Below are 17,780 nucleotides of genomic sequence, written 5' to 3' on the forward strand. Positions count from 1 at the left end.
GCGCACGAGTGCTGCGAGCGTGTCTTCGCCGGCCACCGGCTTCAGGCCCATCGCGCCGGCGATCGTCGACGCGATCTGCGCGCCGTCGGTCAGCGGGGAGAGGTCGATCCACCAGCTGCCGTCGGGGTGGCGGGCGCGGCGCAGGGCGGCGGCGGCCATCGCGAGGTGGGTCTTGCCGACGCCCGGGCCGCCGCAGACCGTCACCAGCGGGTGGGCGTCGAGCAGCGCGCCGAGCTCGGCCAGCTCGGCCTCGCGGCCGATCAGCGCCGGCGTGCGGGTCGGCAGGTTGCCGGGGAGTTCGTCGGATGCGGAGTCGGCCGCCTCACCGACGGCGGGCTGCGCGTTGTCGCGCGAGACCTCGAGCGCGAAGCGGTAGCCGCAGCCGGCGATGGTCGAGATCGCCGGCGCGCCCAGCAGCTTGCGCAGCTGCGCGACGTGCACCGCGATGTTGTTCTCCTCCACGACGAGGCCGGCCCACACCAGCTGCATCAGCTCGTCTTTCGAGACCAACTGCCCGGCGCGCTCGACCAGCGCGACCAGCACGCCGAACGCGCGCGCGGTGAGCGTCAGCGGCTGGCCGTGGCGCAGCAGCAAGCGCTGGTCGGGCTGCAACTCGAAGTCGCCGAATCGGTACACGACGTGCGGAGTGGGCATGGCGGTTCGCTCCTCGGGTGGCGGCGCGCCGGCTGGAATTCATGCGGAATTCAGATGCGCTTGATGACCGGGCCGGGCCCCGCGCAGGAGCATCGGGCACCTCAACCCCACAGGAGTGCGACATGCCCAAGTTCGTGATCGAGAGAGACATCCCCGGTGCCGGCCAGCTTACACCGCAGGACCTGAAGGCCATATCCCAGAAATCATGCGGCGTGCTCAACAGCATGGCCCCAGCATCCAGTGGGTGCACAGCTACGTGACCGACGACCGCCTCTACTGCATCTACCAGGCGCCCGACGCGGCCGCGGTGCGCCGGCATGCGGAGCTGGGCGGGTTTCCGGCCAACCGCGTCTCGCAGGTGCGCTCGGTGATCGAGCCGGCCACGGCGGAGTGAACGCGCCGGAATGAAAAAGGCGCGCGGGCGCGGCACCGATCTTGCGTCGCCGCCCCGATGGACATCGACTTCCGCGAACTCGGCGCCTACGAGCGCTACAAGCTGATGGCCAGCCTGATCGTGCCGCGGCCGATCGCGCTGGTCACCACGCTCGGCGCCGACGGCGTCGTCAACGCCGCGCCGTTCAGCATGTTCAACATGCTCGGCGAAGACCCGCCGCTGGTGTTCATCAGCGTCAACCGCCTGCACGACGGCCGCTTGAAGGACACCGCGGCCAACATCCTGCGCAGCCGCGAGTTCGTCGTGCACCTGACCGACGAGGCGATGAGCGCGCAGATGCACGCCTGCGGCAGTGCGCTGCCGCCGCACGAGAGCGAGCTGGACCATGCCGGGCTCACGGCGCTGCCGTCGCGCTGCGTCGCGCCGCCGCGCATCGCGCAGGCGCCGGTGGCCTTCGAGTGCGTGCTGCACGAGACGCTCGAGACCGACAGCCGCTACGTTTTCCTCGGCCGCATCCTGTGGCTGACGGTGCGCGACGGCCTGGTCGACACCGAGCGCTGGCGCGTGCGGCTGCAGGACTACCACCCGGTCGGCCGCTTCGGCGCGAGCTTCTACGTGACGACCAACGAGCGCTTCGCGATCGGCGATGCGCGCGCCAACGCGATCGACGAGCTCTGATCTCAGCGCTGGAAGATCGCCTTCGTCTCGCCGTCGATCGGTGCCGAGGTGTGCTGGTGGACGATCTTCCAGTCGTCGCCACGCCGGGCCAGGGCCATCGTGATGCGGTTGGTCATCGAGCGCAAGGTGGCGCCGCCGGCATCGATCGCGGCGAACGAAACGAAGGCGTGCAGCACGGCGAGGTCCTGCGACACCCGGGTTCGCACCTCGCTGAAGGCCACGGCGACGCGCTCGTCGCGCAGCGAGCCGAACCAGCCCTGCACCATCTCGCGCCAAGCCTGCTGCCCGTCATGGGACCAGCGGTTCCACATGTCGAACACCCGCACGTCGGCATCGTAGAGCGCCAGGAAGGCCTCGACGTCCTTGGCGAGGACGGATTCCACGTAGCCATGCAGAAGCCGCTGGATCGCGGCGGGGGTGTCGGTGTCACGGTCGGCGTTGGAAAAGGTCATCGATGTCTCCTGGCATGAAGAGGTGGGTCTGCAGACGACGAACGACGCGGTGCGAAATCGACAACGGGGTCATCCCGGCGGTGTCGCCTTCAGCACCTCGACGACGAATTCGATGAAGGCACGCACCTTGGCAGCCGGCCACTGGCGCGACGGGTAGAGCGCATACAGCGGAAAGCGCTCGTCGGGCCAGTCGGGGAACAGGTCGACGAGCTGCCCGCGGTCGAGCTGCTCCTGGATGCCGATTGCCTTGATCTGCGCGATGCCGGTGCCGGCCAGGCAAGTCGCGAGCAGCGTGCCAGGGTCGGTCAGCATCAGGCGGCCGCTGGTCGGCACCTTCAGGTGCTTGCGGCCGCGCAGGAACTCCCAGGCGAAGGGCTGGCCGGTCGCCATGTCGCGCACCTGGATGCAGGCGTGCTGCGCCAGCTCGGCCGGCGCGGCCGGGCGGCCATGCTGCTTCAGGTAGGCCGGCGACGCCACCGTGACGATGCGGCTCTCGAGCAGCTTGCGCGCCACCAGCGACGAGCTCGGCGGCTCGCCGAAGCGCACCGCGATGTCGAAGCCTTCGCCGACCAGGTCGCCGAGCTGCTCGCGGGCGATCAACTCCAGCGTGAGGTCGGGGTGCAGCGCGAGGAAGCGCGGCAGGTGCGGCGCCAGCAGCAGGCGCGACGTGAACGCATCGGTGTTGACGCGCAGCCGGCCCTGCACGGTGCCCGACGAACTGGTCGCGTGCGTCACCGCGTCCTCGATGCCGAGCACCAGCGGGTTGATGTCGGCGTAGAGCCGGCGGCCTTCGTCGGTGAGGTTCAGCGAGCGCGTCGTGCGGTCGAGCAGGCGCACGCCGATGCGCGCCTCGAGCCGCGCGATGGCCCGGCTGACGCCGGACGGCGTCATGCCGAGCGCCTCGGCCGCGCGCACGAAGCTGCCGCCTTCGATCACCGCGGCGAGCATGCCGACATTGGAGAGCAGGCGTCCGTCGAGGGTCATCGTGCTTCGATTCGTGATTTGGTGTCAGCAATGATATGCCGACCATCGTCTTTACTCAAAAGGTGCCGGTTCCTACGATTCGCCTCCTGATTGACGAGTTGACGAAAGGAATTTTCATGCATGCCATCACCGGAATTACGGGCCAGGTCGGCGGCGCGGCCGCACGCGAGCTGCTGTCGCGGGGCCAGCGGGTGCGCGCCGTCGTGCGCGATGCCGACAAGGGGCGCGCCTGGGCGGCGCTCGGTTGCGAGGTCGCGATCGCCACGGTGGGCGATGCCGCGGCGCTGGCGCGGGCCTTCGACGGCGCCACGAGCGTGTTCGTGGTGCCGCCGCCGGTGTTCGACCCGGCGCCGGGCTTTCCCGAGGCGCGGACCACCGCCGCGGCACTCGACCAGGCGCTGCGCGCCGCGCGGCCGGCGCGGGTGGTGTGCCTGTCGACGATCGGCGCGCAGGCGGCGCAGTCCAACCTGCTGAGCCAGCACACGCTGATGGAGGAGGTGTGGTCGGCGCTGCCGCTCGACGTGACGCTGCTGCGCCCGTCGTGGTTCATCGAGAACCTGCGCTGGGATGTAGCCGCGGCGCGAACGCAGGGCGTGATCCCGGCCTTCCTGCAGCCGCTGGACCGGCCGGTGCCGATGGTGGCCACACAGGACGTGGGCCGTACCGCGGCGCGCTTGCTGACGGAAACAGGTGCCGAGCAACGCGTCGTCGAACTCGACGGCCCGGCGCCGGTCAGCCCGAACGACATCGCTGCGGCGCTGGCGCAAGCCCTCGGCCGGCAGGTGCGTGCGGAGCCGGTGCCGCGCGACAGCTGGGACGCGCTGTTCCGCAGCCAGGGCATGCGCCATCCGGAACCGCGCATCCGGATGATCGACGGCTTCAACGAAGGCTGGATCCGTTTTGCGGGTGGCGAGGCGGTGCAGGTGCGCGGGACGACCGGGCTCGCGAGCGTTGTCGACCAACTCGTGGGGTGATCGTTCCGCGGTGACGGACGGGTCGCAGAATCGGTGCATGAGTCTTGAGGCCTTCGTCGATCCCTGCACCCGTCGCGAATGGCTGGCTGGTCTGGCGGCCGCTGCGCTGATGGGCGCCGCGCCGGCCCGCGCGGCCGCGGCGCTTGAGCGCCGCATCGCGTCGAGCGGCGAGATGCTGCCCGTCATCGGCCTGGGCAGCTGGATCACATTCAACGTCGGCAACGACCGTGCGGCGCGCGATGCCTCCACCGAGGTGGTCCGCGCCTTCTTCGCCGAGGGCGGCAGGCTGATCGATTCGTCGCCGATGTACGGCTCGTCGCAGCCGACCATCGGCCACGCGCTGGCGCAACTCGGCCGGCCGGCGGCGCTGTTCTCGGCCGAGAAGGTGTGGATCGGCGACGTGCAGCGCGGCGCGGCGCAGATGGAGGCCTCGCGCAACTTCTGGGGCGTGCCGCGCTTCGACCTGATGCAGGTGCACAACCTGCTGTCGTGGCAGGAGCACCTGCCGCGGCTCATCGACATGAAGAAGGCGGGGCGGCTGCGCTACGTCGGCATCACCACCTCCGAGGGCCGGCGCCATGCCGAGCTGGAGCAGGTGATGCGCACGCAGCCGATCGACTTCGTGCAGCTCACGCACAACCTGGTCGACCGCGAGGCCGAGCAGCGCCTGCTGCCGCTCGCGCAGGAGCGCGGCATCGCGGTGCTGGTGAATCGGCCGTTCCGCGGCGGCGCCTTGATGGATGCGCTGGTGCGCCAGCGGCTGCCGGCCTGGGCGGCGGAGATCGACTGCGCGAACTGGGCGCAGGTCGCGCTGAAGTTCGTCGTCTCGCACCCGGCCGTCACCTGCGCGATTCCGGCCACCAGCCAGGTGGCGCACCTGCGCGAGAACATGGCGGCGGCGCGCGGACGCATGCCCGATGCGGCGCTGCGCGAGCGCATGGCGCGCACGGTGGCGGCGCTGTGAGGGCTGACCGTTGAGCGAGTGGTGGACCTACCGGCCGTCCAGCTTCCTGATGTTCTCGCCGCGCATCTACGGGCGGCTCTTCGAATCGCTGAACGAGGCCTGGTGGCCGCTGCAGTGGGCCGTGATGGCCGTGGCCTCGGCGTGGCTGGTCTGGCGGGCCCGAGGCGGGCGCGACGAGCGGATGCTGCGCGCGGCCTTCGCCTTCGTCGCGCTGTGCTGGGCGTTCACGGCCTGGGCCTTTCTGCTGGAGCGCTTCGCGCCGATCTTCTGGCCGGCCATGTACTTTGCCGCGGCGTTCGGGCTGCAGGCCGTCGGGTTGCTGGTGCTGGCGTGGCGGGGCGGCGTCGGCTTGTCGGTGCGGCGTTGGCGCGTGGCGTCGGGCACGGCGCTCGCGGCGTGGGCCGTGTTCGGCCATCCGTGGGTCGGGCTCCTGCTCGGGCGCCCGTGGCGGCAGGCCGGGTTCTTCGGCCTTGCGCCCGACCCGACCGTGCTGGCGACGCTGGCGCTGCTGCTGCTCGTCGCGCCCACGACCGCTGCGGCGCGGCGCGGGCTGCGGCTGCTGTGGGTGCTGCCGCTCGCGTGGTGTGCGATCAGTGCCGCGCTGCTCGCCACGATGGCGTCATCGCGCCATGCGGGCGTGTCAGTCGAGCGGCTCGACGTGCAGGCGCATGACCAGGTTCCACGCCCGTCCGGCGCCGGGTGACGCGGCGACGCGCCCCTGCTCGTCGAGATCGACCGTGGTGCGCGACACCGCTTGCTGCACGTTGCCGCCGATGGCCTCGAGCCGGCGCCCGGCGAAGTCGACGCGCGTGACGAGGTCGCAGTGCATCGGCGTCGGCGACTCGCCGGCGCTGATGCGGCCGATCTCGGCAGGGGCGATGCGCGCGCCTTCGCGCAGCGCGCAGATCAGGTCGCCGGGCAGCGCGACCGCGGGCGTGGGCACCACGTCGTGGGCGGAGGTCAGGCGATCTCGCGCCGCGACGACGTAGTCGGCATGCGACTTGCCGAAGCGGAACTCCGATTCGCTGAAACCCGCGCGCCGCAGCACCGCGCTGATGAACGCGGCCGACCACGCGGGCGTCCAGTGTGGCGAGCCCCACTCGGGTTGCCAGCGGGCCTCGCACTGGTCGGTCAGCGGGCAGGTGTGGCGCTCGATGCCACCCGAGCCGCCGGGCCCGAGCGCGGCCCAGTAACCGTTGACGACCGGGCACAGCGCCGCGCTCATCTCGCGGCCGCAGCCGTCGTCGACCTCGGCGCAGTCGCCGGAAGCCAGCACCGCGCATTGCGCACCATTGGCCGTCGTGCCGGTGACCGGCGAGCCCCACAGCCGCCACTCGGCCTCGGCGATCTGCAGGATCCGCGCGATGCGCTCCGGCGGCACGGTCGTCGGCGCGACCGGGCCGTGCGTGACGCAGCCGGCGGCGAGAAGCGTGGCCAGGAGGATGAGCGCGCCGCGGAATGAATTCATCGGAGGATTGTGGGCCGCGAGCCGCTACAGTGGCCGCCTGCCGGATTGATGAAGCGAGTGGCCGTCGTGCTGGTTCCGTACTCTGAAGAATGGCCGTCCGGGTTCGCGGCGGTGCGAGCGCAGCTGCTGCAGGCCTTCGAGCCGCAAAGGGTCGTGGTCGAGCACATCGGCAGCACGGCGGTGCCGGGTCTGTCGGCGAAGCCCATCGTCGACGTGCTGCTGGGGGCGATTTCGTTGCGAGGGATCGAGGAGCGTATCGAGGTGCTGACGGAGTTGGGCTTGGAGTACGTGCCGAAGTACGAGCAGGAGCTTCCGATGCGCCGCTACTTCGTCCGGCGCGCCGGCGATGCGCCACGCGTGAATCTCCACGCAGTCGTGCTGGGCTCGACATTCTGGATCGAGCACCTCGCGTTCCGGGATGCCTTGCGACAGGACCCGTCACTCGTCGCCCGCTACCAGCAGCTCAAGGCCGATCTGGCGGGGGAGTTCTCGCACGACCGGCTGTCGTACACGCAGGCCAAGGCGCCGTTCATCCGCGCGGTCATCGCGTCGTTTCGCAATGCAGGGCCGTCGCGATGAGCATGATTTCCTTCGACGCCGGTTCGCATCGCTTCCATCTCAGGGCCGCCGCCATCGTGCTGCGCGGCGATGACGTGCTGTTGCACCGCGCGGAAGGCGACGACTTCTGGGCCTTGCCCGGCGGGCGGGTGGAGTCCGGCGAAGAGGCGGCCACGGCGGTGGTGCGCGAGCTGCACGAGGAACTCGGCCTGGTCGTCCAAGCCGGTCCGCTCGTGCTGCTGGTCGAGAACTTCTTCGTCTACGGCGGGTTGAAACACCATGAGGTCGGCCTGTACTTCACGGCCGAAGCGCAAGCCGGCAGCCGGGTGCTCACCGACCCCGGTCCGTACCGGGGTGTCGAAGGCGCTCGAGAACTCATCTTTGCGTGGTTTCCGCGCTCGGCGTTGGCTGACGTGGATGTGAGGCCTTCATTCCTGGTGCGATCGCTTGCGGCGCAAGACCTGGTGTTCACTCACGTCGTGCAGCGCGACAAGAATGCTGACTGAGGTCAGACCGACACAAGCGGCACAGCGCGCGAGGGAAACGCCTTCAGCAGCTTCTTGTCCATCGTCACCAACTGGGTGTCGAGCCTGACCGCCAACGCGATGAACTCGCAGTCGTACGCTGAACAATCGCTGTCGCGAACCAGTTCCATTACAGCCCGGGAGTCGACCTCGAACTCAGCGCCTGCCAGCAGGTCTTCCGCTTCGCGTTGAAGCCCGCATGCTTGTTCGAAACTGAGAGTTTTTCGCCGGAGATAGCCGGCCAGGATGTTGCGAAACTCGCTGCGCCACAGCAGCGGAGCAGCCCAATCGTGATCTCGCTCGAGCAGCGACTCCGCAGCCTCGGTGTAGTCGCCCGGCAGGTACAGGTACGCCACCACGTTCGAATCGACCACGATCACGAGCGACCCTCACGCTTCATCGCATCGATGTCGCGCGGCCGAAACTTCTGCGTCGACAGGGTGTCTCGCAACGCCCTGGCACGGGCCAGGCGCTCAGCGGTGGGGGGCTTGCTGTGCAGCAGCGCGGCTTCCAGGTGCACGATGGCCTCGCTGTTCATGCTTCGGCGATTCGCCTGGGCCGACAGCTTCAGCCGCTCGTAGACATCGTCCGGAATGTTCTTCAAGGTCAGTGTCGTGGGCATGAAGTGGCTCCAACCAAAGTGGAACCATTATGGTTTCTAATCGCTGAATGCGTCAACCCGGGTCCGGTCTCGACCATCGCATCCCGCTACAGTCGCCGAACTCACAGGAGACCCACCGATGCCCATCGAAAACTGGCTCGCCTTCGTCGCCGCCTCCGCGGTGCTGCTGATCATCCCCGGCCCGACCATCCTGACCGTCATCAGCTACTCGATGGCGCATGGGCGGCGCGCCAACATTCCGCTGATCGCGGCCGTCGCGCTGGGCGACTCCACCGCGCTGCTGGTGTCGCTGCTCGGCCTCGGCGCGCTGCTGGCCGCCTCGGCGTTCTGGTTCACGGTGGTCAAGTTCGCGGGCGGCCTCTACCTGCTCTACCTCGGCATCAAGCTGCTGCGAGCCGGCATCTCGCCGGCTCCGGCCGCCGCGGCGCCGGCGCCCGGTTCGTACTGGAAGCTGTTCGCCAACACCTGGCTCGTGACCGCGCTGAACCCGAAAGGCATCGTGTTCTTCGTCGCCTTCCTGCCGCAGTTCCTGCGCCCGGGCGTGAACACCACGCAGCAGCTGTGGATCCTGGCCGTCACCTTCGTCGCGATGGCCACGCTCAACTCGACGCTCTATGCGGTGTTCGCCGCCTCGGCCCGCAAGGCGCTGTCGTCGCCGCGGGCGCAGCGGCGCTTCAACCTCGCCGGTGGGTCGCTGTTGTCGGCCGCCGGCGTGTGGGCGCTGCTGGCGAAGCGGCCTGTCTAGGGATCGGCCGATAGCGAGGGCGCGCTGACAGCGCCCCGCCAGCACGCCACCCGGCGCCGCACCGCGACTGCGCTGCGATGAATGACGCCCGCCGCACACGCGGCGCTGGCGTCCACGCTCACGTTGCAAGCCGCTTCTTGCACGCTGTTACCCGAATCCGGCTGCTCGCCCGGTCAAATGCGAGCGCTTTCACGATCGCGCAGTCCGTGGAGCCCAGGAGTCGTTCGCATCTCCTCAACACACACCGGAAAGACAACCATGTTCCACAAGACAACAAGACGTTGGGCGGCTTGCCTTGCAAGCCTGTTGATACCGCTGGCCGGCCTGTGCGCCGCGCCGGCACCGGCCACCACCGTGCTCGCAGCCGCAGCCGTCTCGGCGGCGGCCTGCACCTCGCAGACCTGGCAGTACGGCGTGTACTACCGCCTCGGCGACGTGGTCCGCTACCCGAACAACGGCAACTACTACAAGCTCGTCAACGTCGGCGGCAACGGCAGCGATGCCACCGACCCGACGATCAGCACCTGGTACTGGCAGCAGACCACCTGCGACAGCGGCGGCGGCGCCGGCGGTGGCGGCAGCGGCGGCACGGCGGTGACCTGGCAGGCCGGCGTGTTCTATCGCCTCGGCGACGTGGTCAAGTACCCCAACAACGGCAGCTGCTACAAGCTGGTGAACGTGGGCGGCAACGGCAGCGACGGCACCGACCCGACGATCAGCACCTGGTACTGGCAACCGACCGCCTGCGGCAGCACGGGCGGTGGCGGAGGGGGCGGCGGCGGTGGTGGTGGTGGCAACACCGGCTGCACCGCGGTCGACTGGCAGGCGGGCGTGTACTACCGGCAGGGCGACGTCGTACGCTACCCGGGCAACGGCAGCTACTACAAGCTGGTCAACGTGGGCGGCAACGGCAGCGACGGCACCGACCCGACGATCAGCACCTGGTACTGGCAACCGACGACCTGCGGCGGCACGGGCGGTGGCGGCGGCGGTGGCAACACCGGCGGCTCGTTCATCGTCAGCGAGGGCCAGTTCAACCAGATGTTCCCGAGCCGCAACGGGCTGTACACCTACGCGGGCCTGGTGAACGCGATGACCGGCTGGCCGGCGTTCGCGAAGACCGGCAGCGACACGATCAAGCGCCAGGAGGCCGCGGCCTTCCTCGCCAACGTGGCGCACGAGTCGGACAGCCTGCGCGCGACGCGCGAGTACAACCAGGCGAACTGGCCGCTGTACTGCGACTCGAACAGCGGTTGCGCCCCCGGCCAGCAGTACTACGGCCGTGGTCCGATCCAGCTGAGCTGGAACTACAACTACCGGGCGGCCGGCCAGGCCATCGGCGTGGACCTGTGGAGCAACCCGGACCTGGTGGCGACCGATTCGACGATCGCCTGGAAGACGGCCATCTGGTACTGGATGACCGGCACCGGCGCGGCCGGCGTGACGCCGCACAACGCGATGGTGAATTCGTGGGGCTTCGGCGTCACGATCAACGCGATCAACGGTGGGTTGGAATGCGGTGGCCGCCGTCCTGATGCAGTGCAGACGCGGATCAACTTCTACCGCAGCTTCACCGGCATCATCGGTGTCGACCCGGGTGGGAACCTGGGCTGCTGATCTCGCAGCGAAACTGAAAAAGGGCGGTCCGAATGCGGACCGCCCTTTTTTTTTCGTCAAGCCAGCTTGAACGGCAGCTCGCGGATCGGCTTGCCCGTCAGCGAGGCCACCGCGTTCGCGAACGCCGGTGCCAGCGGCGGCAGGCCGGGTTCACCCATGCCGGTCGGCGCGTCGCCGCTCGGCACGGTGTGCACCTCGATCTGCGGCATGTCGGTGATGCGCGGCACCACGAAATCGCCGAAGTTGCTCTGCTCGACCACGCCGTCCTTCAGCGTGATCGCCGCCCCCGGCAGGCACATCGACAAGCCCATCAGCGCGCCGCCTTGCACCTGCGCCTCCAGCGTCTTCGGGTTGATCACCAGGTTGCAGTGCACGCCGGCCGTCGCGCGGTGCAGCGTCGGCGTGCCGTCCTTCACCGACGCCTCGACCACGTAGGCCACCACCGAGTTGAACGACTCGTGCACCGCCACGCCCCAGGCGCGGCCCGGCGCGAGCGTCTTCTTGCCGTAGCCCGAGCGATCGACCGCCAGCTGCAGCGCCGCCTTGTGGCGCGGGTGCTCGTCGCCCATCAGCTTCATGCGGTAGGCCACCGGATCCTGCTTGGTGGTGCGGGCAATCTCGTCGACCAGCGTCTCCATCGCGAACGCGGTGTGGGTGGAGCCCACGCTGCGCCACCACAGCACCGGCACGTTCTGCTTCGGGTGGTGCACCGTCAGGCGCATCGGCACCGCATACGGCTCCTTCATGCCCTCGACCGCGGTGCCGTCGATGCCGTCCTTCACCATCATCGGCTCGAACGGCGTGCCGCCGAGGATCGACTGGCCGACGATCACATGGTCCCAGGCCAGCACCTTGCCCTGCGCATCGAAGCCGATCTTCGCGGTGTGCAGGTGCATCGGCCGGTAGTAGCCGCCCTTGATGTCGTCCTCGCGGCTCCACAGCGTGCGGATCGGCGCGTTGATGCCGGCAGCCTGCGCCGCCTTCACCACCGAGCAGGCCTCGACCACGTAGTCGCTGGTGGCGATCGCGCGGCGCCCGAAGCCGCCGCCGGCCATCTGCACGTGCACCTGCACGTTCTGCGGCGGCACGCCCAGCACCTTCGAGGCGGCCAGGCCGTCGAAGCCCGGCATCTGCGAGCCCATCCACAGTTCGACCTTGCCGTCGGCTGCACGCACGGTGCAGTTCAGCGGCTCCATCGGCGCATGCGCCAGGTACGGGAACACGTACTCGGCGGTGATCTTGTGCGGCGCGGCGTCGAACTTCGAGACATCGGCGTCGTACTTGCGCGCGCCCGGCTTGGTGGCCAGTTCGCGGTACTGCACCAGCTGCGCCGCGGTGTCGACCTTCTCGACGCCGCTCGCATCCCACTCCAGCTTCAGCGCATCGCGCCCTTGCTTGGCAGCCCAGTAGCCATCGGCCACCACGGCCACGCCTTCGCCGCCGCGGTCCACCGGGATGCGCAGCACGGCCTTCACGCCCTTGACGGCCTTGGCCGCGCTGTCGTCCACCGATTTCAGCTTCGCGGCGAACACCGGCGGGTGCGCGACCACGGCCGTCAGCATGCCGGGCAGCCGCACGTCGATGCCGTAGCCCTGCTTGCCGCTGGACTTGGCCTTGGCGTCGAGCCGGCCGGTAGCCTTGCCGATCAGCTTGAAGGTCTTCGGGTCCTTCAGCGTGACGGCCTCGGGCACCGGCAGCTTCATCGCGGCTTCGGCGAGTTCGCCATAGCCGAGCTTCTTGCCGCCCGGGCCGATCACCACGCCGTTCTGCGTGCGCAGCGTGGCGGCATCGACCTTCCAGCGCGCCGCGGCGGCGCTCACCAGCATCGCGCGGGTGCGCGCGCCGAGCTCGCGGTACTGCGTGTACGAGTGCGCGATCGAGCCGGAGCCGCCGGTGATGTGGATGCCGAACACCGGATCGATGTAGGCCGGGTCGTTGCTGCCGTGCGCGCTCTTGACCTTGGACCAGTCGGCATCGAGCTCCTCGGCCAGGATCATCGGCAGCGCGGTCTGCACGCCCTGGCCGAAGTCGAGTCGGTTGATCGTGATGGTGGTGCTGCCGTCCTTGTCGATGTGGACGAAGGCCGACGGTTGCTGCGTGGGCTTCAATCCGGCGGCCGGCTTGGCGGCGTCCTGCGCCATCGTGCCGAGCGGGAACGCGCCGAGCGCGAAGCCGCTCACGGCGGTCAGCTTCAGGAAGCTGCGGCGCGGCAGGCCTTCGGCGGCATCCGGGCCGCCTTGCGCGTCGAGCATCGCGCGCAGGTGCTTCGGCAGTTCGAGGAGGGTGGGTTCGAAGTGCATGGCGGGCTCCTTATGCCAACGCCTTGGCGGCGTCGGTGATGGCGGCGCGGATGCGCGCATAGGTGCCACAGCGGCAGATGTTGCCCGCCATGGCCGAATCGATCTCGGCTTCGGTGGGGACCTTGCCGCGCGGCACGCTCTTCAGGAAGGCGGTGGCCGACATGATCTGGCCGCTCTGGCAGTAGCCGCATTGCGCGACGTCGTGCTTGACCCAGGCTTCGTGGACGGCCTTGCCGACCTTGTCGCTGCCGGCGGTCACGGCTTCGATCGTCGTGATCTTCTGGCCGGCGGCGGCCGAGATCGGCGTCACGCAGGAGCGGATCGCCTGGCCGTTCAGGTGCACGGTGCAGGCGCCGCACAGCGCCTGGCCGCAGCCGAACTTGGTGCCGGTCATGCCGAGCGTGTCGCGCAGCGCCCAGAGGATGGGGGTGGAGGGATCGGCGTCGACCTGGCGGTTCTGGCCGTTGATGTTGAGCGTGCTCATGGCTGGCTGGCTCCCTGGGGTGGGTGGGGTGGGACTTCTTTAGCGAACAGAAATTCGTTTAAACGATAGCCTCGGGCGGGCTGGTCGTCAAGCGGGGCGGAGTGTCTGTCCAATCCGATAGCCGAGCGAAAGTGCAGGGTTATCCGATGGACGAGGAGGGTGGAGCCTTGCGTGGAACCGTCACCGCCTGATGCCGTCCCAGCACAGCCCGAAGGCCGTCGCGCGGGTGGCGTCGTCGTCCGGCAGCGTGCCGGCGCGCAGCAGGTTGGCCGTCTCGCGCACCGAGCCGGCGAAGCTGCCGATCAGCATCGGCGTCGGCACGTCCTTCACGACCTGCTGCGACTTCGCGGTCTCGAACACCGCCATCCAGCCCTGGCTCAGGCGGGCCGACAGGCTGCGGCTCGCCTCGCTGAACCACGGCGAGTTGTAGTACTGCTCGATGAAAACCATCTGCGCGTAGTGCGTGAGCCGCCGATCGAGCCAGTTGCGCCACAGGTGCTCGAAGCGGCTGCGCAACGGCGCGGCTTGGTCGTCGCCGTGCAGCAGGCTGGCGGTGGTTTCCGTCTTGGCCTGCTCGTAGAGCGCGACCATCAATTCTTCCTTCGACGCGAAGTACACATACAGCGTGCCGGTCGCGATGCCGGCCTCGCGCGCGATCGCTGCCATCGTCAGGCCGCTCAGGCCGGTCTGCTCGACCAGCGTGAATGTCGCCTGCGCGATGGCCCGCAGCTTGTCGTCGTCTTTGAGCTTCACCCCGGCATCATAGCCGAGCGAATATTCATTCAAAAAGCATGCGAGACTCGCGGCCGCATCCGACAGGGAGAACAAAACCATGATGCTCAGCGCCCTCTTGCTCGGGCTGGCGGTGATCGCGGTCTGGGTTCCCGGCCTCCGCACGCCGTGGGGCCGCATCGCGGCCTGGCCACTGCTGCTGGGCGGCGCGCTGCTGTCGGCCGCCGTGCAACAACTGCTCGACTGGCGCGGTCTCGTCGCGGTGGCTGCGGTGCTGGCGCTGGCGATCGCCTCGGTTCGCGCCCGGCATGCCGGCCTGCGCCACGCCGCGAAGCTCGGCACCGTGCTGCTGTGTTTCGTGCTGGGCCTCTCGAAGCTGCCGGGTTTCGTGCCCTTCGTGTTCGTCGGCGACACGGTCGTGAGTGCCGGCGCGCCGCCGATGCGACTGGTGTTGCGCTTCGATGCCGGCATCGCGGGCCTCGTGCTGCTGGCCTTCTACGGGCGCCGCCTCGCGACCTGGGCCGAGCTGCAGGCGGTCGCGCGGCCGACCCTGCTGATCGCGTCGGCGACGACGGTGGTCGTGATGGGCCTCGGCCTCGCGATGGGCTACGTCGCGTTCGATCCGAAGTGGCCGTGGTTCGCCGCCGGCCACCTGCTGAAGATCCTGCTCGCGACCTGCGTGCTCGAGGAGATGTTCTTCCGCGGCGTGGTCCAGCAGGGCCTCGCGGACTGGGCGCCGGTGCGCGACCGGCCCGCGCTGAAGTGGCTGCCGCTGATCGCGGCCAGCCTGCTGTTCGGCGCCGTCCATGCGCCGGGCGGCGCGGCACTGGCGGGGCTCGCGACCGTCGCCGGCCTGGGCTACGGCGCCGCCTGGCACGCCACGCGGCGCATCGAAGCCGCCATCGCCGTGCACTTCGCGGTCAATGCGGTGCACTTCGTGGCGTTCACCTACCCGGCCCTGCTGCGCGCCTGAGCTGGCGCCGTCGGCCTTCGTTCAGCGGAATGCCACGCCGCCCAGCGTCGAGCCTGCCGACGTGATCGTGGAGGCCGTCGCGGCATCGCCGCGGATCGTGCTGGCGTTCTCGAACACGAACGCGGTCGCGAGCACGCTCGCGTACAGGCGGTTGTTCGCCGGGTCGACCGTCACGTACTGGATGCCGGGCACCGGCAGCGTCGCAACGATCGCGGCATTGGCGGTGCTCGCCTGCGTGATGACGCGCAGCGTGTTGTCGGTCGAGTTGGCGAGGTAGAGCACGTCGCGCTGCGAATCGATCGCGATCGAGGTGCCGCCGACCGGCAGTGCCGGCAGCGTGGCGATCTGCTGGCCGGTCGCGAGGGCGAGCCGGGATTGGCCAGCGTAGATGATGCCGCGCGTGAAGTCGAAGGTCGGCTGCAGGAGCCCATTGAACGCCTGGTTTCGATCCGGCGTCGGCGTGCCGGTCAAGGTGGACGCGTTCTTGTAGACCAGCAGCGTGTTGTCGGCCTGGCGGTTCGTCGAGATGTACAGCGTGCCGGTGGCGCGGTCGAGCGTCAGCCAGTTCGCGCGGACGACGTCGGCCGGCAGCTTGAACGAACGCACCAGCGCGGCGCCGGCCGAGCCGCGGCTCGCCGAGCCGTAGACCGAGATGCTGACCTGCGCGGCCGCAAGCGTTGCGCCGTACAGCTCGTCGCGCACCGGGTCGTACTGCAGGTTGTCGCCCGAGAACGCGCTGAACGCGAAGGTGTCGATCTTGACGCTGCCCACGGCCGGCGACAGCGTCGACAGCGCGCCGACGACGGCATGCGCCTTGTCGGGCACGAACAGCACCTTGGTGCCGTCGTTGCCGGACGAATTGCCGGCTTCGTCGCCACCGCCACCGCAGGCGGACAGGCTGATCAGCAGAACGGCCAGCGCGCTGGCGAGGAAAGGACGTCGTGTCATGGGGGGTGGGAAAAGTGGGTCAGGAAAACGGGGCCATCAGGGGCCCCGTCGGCTCAGGCGTGCGTCGACTCGGTCGGCTTCACGCTGTACATCGATGCATCGCTGCGGTGCAGTGCCGACTCGATCGTATCGCCTTCGCGGGCCTCACCGAGCCCGATGCTGACCGACAGCCGCAGGCCAGGCGCGATCGACTCCCAGTCGAAGCCCGAGACCGCCGCGCGGATGCGCTCGCACACCGGCTGCGCTTCGTCCTCGGTGGTGTCGGGGAACAGGATCACGAATTCGTCGCCGGCCCAGCGTGCCGGCAGGTCGCCGTCGCGCACCTGCGAGGCCATCAGCGCGGCCACCGTCTTCAGCACGCGGTCGCCGATGCTGTGCGTGAAGCGGTCGTTGACCGACTTGAACTTGTCGACGTCGACCATCGCGACGGTCAGCGGGCGTTGCTCGGACTGCAGCGCCTGCAGCCGCGCGGCCAGTTGCTGCTCGAGATGCCGCCGGTTCGCGAGGCCGGTCAGCGCGTCTTCCAGCGACCAGCGTTCGAACTGCTTCGACACCACCAGCGCCTGCTGCAGGTGGCGCTCGCTCTGGCGCGCGCCGAGCTGCCACGCCACCATCGATTCGCGGCTGCTCATGCCTTCGGCCACCACCCGCTGCTCGCGGCGGCGCAGCGCCCGGTGCTCGCGCTGCGCCAGCACATGCTTGCCCTGCCGCTCGAAGACCTGCGCGAGCACCAGGTGGGCCCGGCACGCCAGCTGCTCGTGCTCGACGGCCAGCGCCATCTCGCGCATCTCGATCAGCTCGCGCTCGGCCGTCTCCCAGTCGTGTTGCGCCATCGCCAGCTCGGCGATGCACCAGCGCACGAACGAGTCGAGCCAGGTCATCGTGCCGGTCAGCGAACGGGCGGCGGCCTCGATCGCGAGCCGGGCGCCGGCCAGGTCGCCTTGCCAGGCCGCCAGCACGCCGGACGACGCGAGCGAGATCGTCTTCGCCATCGTCTGCAGCCCCGGCAGCACCGCCAGGCCGTTGCCGGCGAGTTCGAGCTCGCGGCACTCGCGCATCAGGCTGTCCATGCGCGCGAGGCTGGCGATGCGGCCGGTCTGGTAGCGCTCGTCGAGCAGGCGCGAGGCCTCGATCCACACCTGGTTCAGGCGCGGCTGGTAGATGCTGACCGGCGGCACGCAGCGGCGCGCGGCCTGGATCGCGAGTTCGAGGGAGGCGTCGCCGCGGTCGTGGTCGCCGCTCCACGAGCAGGCGAGGCCCAGGCAGTTGTGCGCGAGCACGGACTGCGCCTGCGTCGGCAGCTTGTCGCACAGGCGCACGCACAGCAGCGCCGCCTCGACGGCCTCGGCATTGCGGCCGAGCAGCATGCAGACATGGGCGAGGGTGGTCAGCGCGTTGGCCTCGCCGTGCACGTCGCCCAGCCGCTCGAAGAGCTGGGCGGCACGGCGACTCGTCTCGGCGGCGCGCCGCAGGCGGGAGGTGACGCGGTCGCAATGCGCCAGGCACGACAGCGCACGGGCTTCGACATGCAGGTCGGTGCCCTGCGCATTCTTCAGCACCGCCTGCACGATGTTGCGCGCCGCCTGCACATGGCCGTCGTCCAGCGCGGCGTAGGCCGCGGCCAGTGCTTCGTCTGGAGACGTCAAGGGTCGGGTGGACGCGTCAGCTGCCATGCGCTTGTTCGGTGGCGAGTTCGGGGTGGGGTCGTG

Annotated in this window: 21 protein-coding genes; 10 read left to right on the top strand and 11 right to left on the bottom strand. The window is 69.6% G+C overall.

Annotated features, from left to right (window positions below; translation table 11 throughout):
• Positions 1–654: winged helix-turn-helix domain-containing protein (locus ACXJLU_RS24945; RefSeq protein WP_457335623.1), on the bottom strand; the 654-nt coding region annotated here is incomplete at its 3' end.
• A gap of 205 nt (positions 655–859) precedes the next feature.
• Between ACXJLU_RS24945 and ACXJLU_RS24950 the strand changes: the two genes are divergently transcribed.
• Together ACXJLU_RS24950 and ACXJLU_RS24955 are read left to right on the top strand one after the other, a co-directional pair.
• Positions 860–1,048 carry a DUF4242 domain-containing protein gene (locus tag ACXJLU_RS24950; protein ID WP_457335625.1) on the top strand — a complete coding sequence of 63 codons (189 nt, stop codon included), beginning with the start codon at positions 860–862 and terminating at the stop codon, positions 1,046–1,048.
• Between the two features lie 57 nt (positions 1,049–1,105).
• The gene (locus ACXJLU_RS24955) at positions 1,106–1,726 is read left to right on the top strand and encodes a flavin reductase family protein (protein WP_457335627.1); all 621 of its coding nucleotides are present in this window, start codon (positions 1,106–1,108) and stop codon (positions 1,724–1,726) included.
• 2 nt (positions 1,727–1,728) lie between these two features.
• Here the strand turns inward: ACXJLU_RS24955 and ACXJLU_RS24960 are convergent, their stop codons facing one another.
• Positions 1,729–2,178 carry a YybH family protein gene (locus ACXJLU_RS24960; protein ID WP_457335629.1) on the bottom strand — a complete coding sequence of 150 codons (450 nt, stop codon included), beginning with the start codon at positions 2,176–2,178 and terminating at the stop codon, positions 1,729–1,731.
• Between the two features lie 69 nt (positions 2,179–2,247).
• Entirely contained in the window at positions 2,248–3,162 is a 915-nt protein-coding gene (locus tag ACXJLU_RS24965) for a LysR family transcriptional regulator (RefSeq protein ID WP_457335631.1), read from the bottom strand.
• A 116-nt stretch (positions 3,163–3,278) separates the two neighbouring features.
• On the opposite strand from ACXJLU_RS24965, the gene ACXJLU_RS24970 reads away from it, so the two are divergent.
• The 3 genes from ACXJLU_RS24970 to ACXJLU_RS24980 are packed head-to-tail and all read left to right on the top strand — an operon-like array spanning position 3,279 to position 5,803.
• Positions 3,279–4,136, top strand: a complete 858-nt coding sequence (locus ACXJLU_RS24970; protein ID WP_457335633.1) for an NAD(P)H-binding protein — start codon at positions 3,279–3,281, stop codon at positions 4,134–4,136.
• A 37-nt stretch (positions 4,137–4,173) separates the two neighbouring features.
• Positions 4,174–5,100 (top strand): aldo/keto reductase, encoded by a 927-nt coding sequence (locus ACXJLU_RS24975; protein WP_457335635.1) that lies wholly within the window; start codon positions 4,174–4,176, stop codon positions 5,098–5,100.
• 10 nt (positions 5,101–5,110) lie between these two features.
• Positions 5,111–5,803: a DUF6064 family protein gene (locus tag ACXJLU_RS24980; RefSeq protein ID WP_457335637.1), complete on the top strand. Its 693-nt coding sequence runs from the start codon at positions 5,111–5,113 to the stop codon at positions 5,801–5,803.
• Here ACXJLU_RS24980 and ACXJLU_RS24985 read toward each other — a convergent pair.
• On the bottom strand, positions 5,741–6,568 hold the full coding sequence (locus ACXJLU_RS24985; protein WP_457335639.1) for a DUF2272 domain-containing protein: 828 nt from the start codon (positions 6,566–6,568) through the stop codon (positions 5,741–5,743). The genes ACXJLU_RS24980 and ACXJLU_RS24985 overlap by 63 nt on opposite strands.
• 57 nt (positions 6,569–6,625) lie before the next feature.
• Here ACXJLU_RS24985 and ACXJLU_RS24990 point away from each other — a divergent pair, with 57 nt between their 5' ends.
• The gene (locus ACXJLU_RS24990) at positions 6,626–7,147 is read left to right on the top strand and encodes a GrpB family protein (RefSeq protein WP_457335641.1); all 522 of its coding nucleotides are present in this window, start codon (positions 6,626–6,628) and stop codon (positions 7,145–7,147) included.
• Positions 7,144–7,632: an NUDIX hydrolase gene (locus ACXJLU_RS24995; RefSeq protein WP_457335643.1), complete on the top strand. Its 489-nt coding sequence runs from the start codon at positions 7,144–7,146 to the stop codon at positions 7,630–7,632. Before ACXJLU_RS24990 ends, ACXJLU_RS24995 begins: the two co-directional genes overlap by 4 nt.
• Positions 7,633–7,634: 2 nt before the next feature.
• Here ACXJLU_RS24995 and ACXJLU_RS25000 read toward each other — a convergent pair whose 3' ends face one another.
• Together ACXJLU_RS25000 and ACXJLU_RS25005 are read right to left on the bottom strand one after the other, a co-directional pair.
• A complete protein-coding gene (locus tag ACXJLU_RS25000) occupies positions 7,635–8,030 on the bottom strand; it encodes a type II toxin-antitoxin system VapC family toxin (RefSeq protein ID WP_457335645.1) in 396 nt (131 codons plus the stop codon).
• Positions 8,027–8,272 (bottom strand): FitA-like ribbon-helix-helix domain-containing protein, encoded by a 246-nt coding sequence (locus ACXJLU_RS25005; protein ID WP_457335647.1) that lies wholly within the window; start codon positions 8,270–8,272, stop codon positions 8,027–8,029. Before ACXJLU_RS25005 ends, ACXJLU_RS25000 begins: the two co-directional genes overlap by 4 nt.
• Before the next feature lie 118 nt (positions 8,273–8,390).
• Between ACXJLU_RS25005 and ACXJLU_RS25010 the strand changes: the two genes are divergently transcribed.
• Both ACXJLU_RS25010 and ACXJLU_RS25015 read left to right on the top strand, forming a co-directional pair.
• Positions 8,391–9,017, top strand: coding sequence for a LysE family translocator (locus ACXJLU_RS25010; protein WP_457335649.1), 627 nt, complete (start codon positions 8,391–8,393; stop codon positions 9,015–9,017).
• A gap of 258 nt (positions 9,018–9,275) precedes the next feature.
• The gene (locus tag ACXJLU_RS25015; protein ID WP_457335651.1) at positions 9,276–10,634 is read left to right on the top strand and encodes a glycoside hydrolase family 19 protein; all 1,359 of its coding nucleotides are present in this window, start codon (positions 9,276–9,278) and stop codon (positions 10,632–10,634) included.
• 56 nt (positions 10,635–10,690) lie between these two features.
• Here ACXJLU_RS25015 and ACXJLU_RS25020 read toward each other — a convergent pair whose 3' ends face one another.
• From ACXJLU_RS25020 to ACXJLU_RS25030, 3 genes are all read right to left on the bottom strand, one after another.
• Positions 10,691–12,934, bottom strand: a complete 2,244-nt coding sequence (locus ACXJLU_RS25020) for a xanthine dehydrogenase family protein molybdopterin-binding subunit (RefSeq protein ID WP_457335653.1) — start codon at positions 12,932–12,934, stop codon at positions 10,691–10,693.
• 10 nt (positions 12,935–12,944) lie between these two features.
• Positions 12,945–13,418, bottom strand: coding sequence for a (2Fe-2S)-binding protein (locus tag ACXJLU_RS25025; protein ID WP_457335655.1), 474 nt, complete (start codon positions 13,416–13,418; stop codon positions 12,945–12,947).
• Positions 13,419–13,598: 180 nt separating this feature from the next.
• Entirely contained in the window at positions 13,599–14,171 is a 573-nt protein-coding gene (locus ACXJLU_RS25030; protein WP_457335657.1) for a TetR/AcrR family transcriptional regulator, read from the bottom strand.
• 79 nt (positions 14,172–14,250) lie between these two features.
• On the opposite strand from ACXJLU_RS25030, the gene ACXJLU_RS25035 reads away from it, so the two are divergent.
• Complete coding sequence (locus tag ACXJLU_RS25035) at positions 14,251–15,123, top strand: CPBP family intramembrane glutamic endopeptidase (RefSeq protein WP_457335659.1); 873 nt, start codon at positions 14,251–14,253, stop codon at positions 15,121–15,123.
• A gap of 21 nt (positions 15,124–15,144) precedes the next feature.
• On the opposite strand, the gene ACXJLU_RS25040 is transcribed toward ACXJLU_RS25035, so the two are convergent.
• Together ACXJLU_RS25040 and ACXJLU_RS25045 are read right to left on the bottom strand one after the other, a co-directional pair.
• Entirely contained in the window at positions 15,145–16,071 is a 927-nt protein-coding gene (locus ACXJLU_RS25040) for a YncE family protein (protein ID WP_457335661.1), read from the bottom strand.
• Positions 16,072–16,124: 53 nt separating this feature from the next.
• Positions 16,125–17,717: a GGDEF domain-containing protein gene (locus ACXJLU_RS25045; RefSeq protein ID WP_457335663.1), complete on the bottom strand. Its 1,593-nt coding sequence runs from the start codon at positions 17,715–17,717 to the stop codon at positions 16,125–16,127.
• Positions 17,718–17,780 lie beyond the last annotated feature (63 nt).

This window comes from Rhizobacter sp. P5_C2 (genome assembly GCF_054049715.1).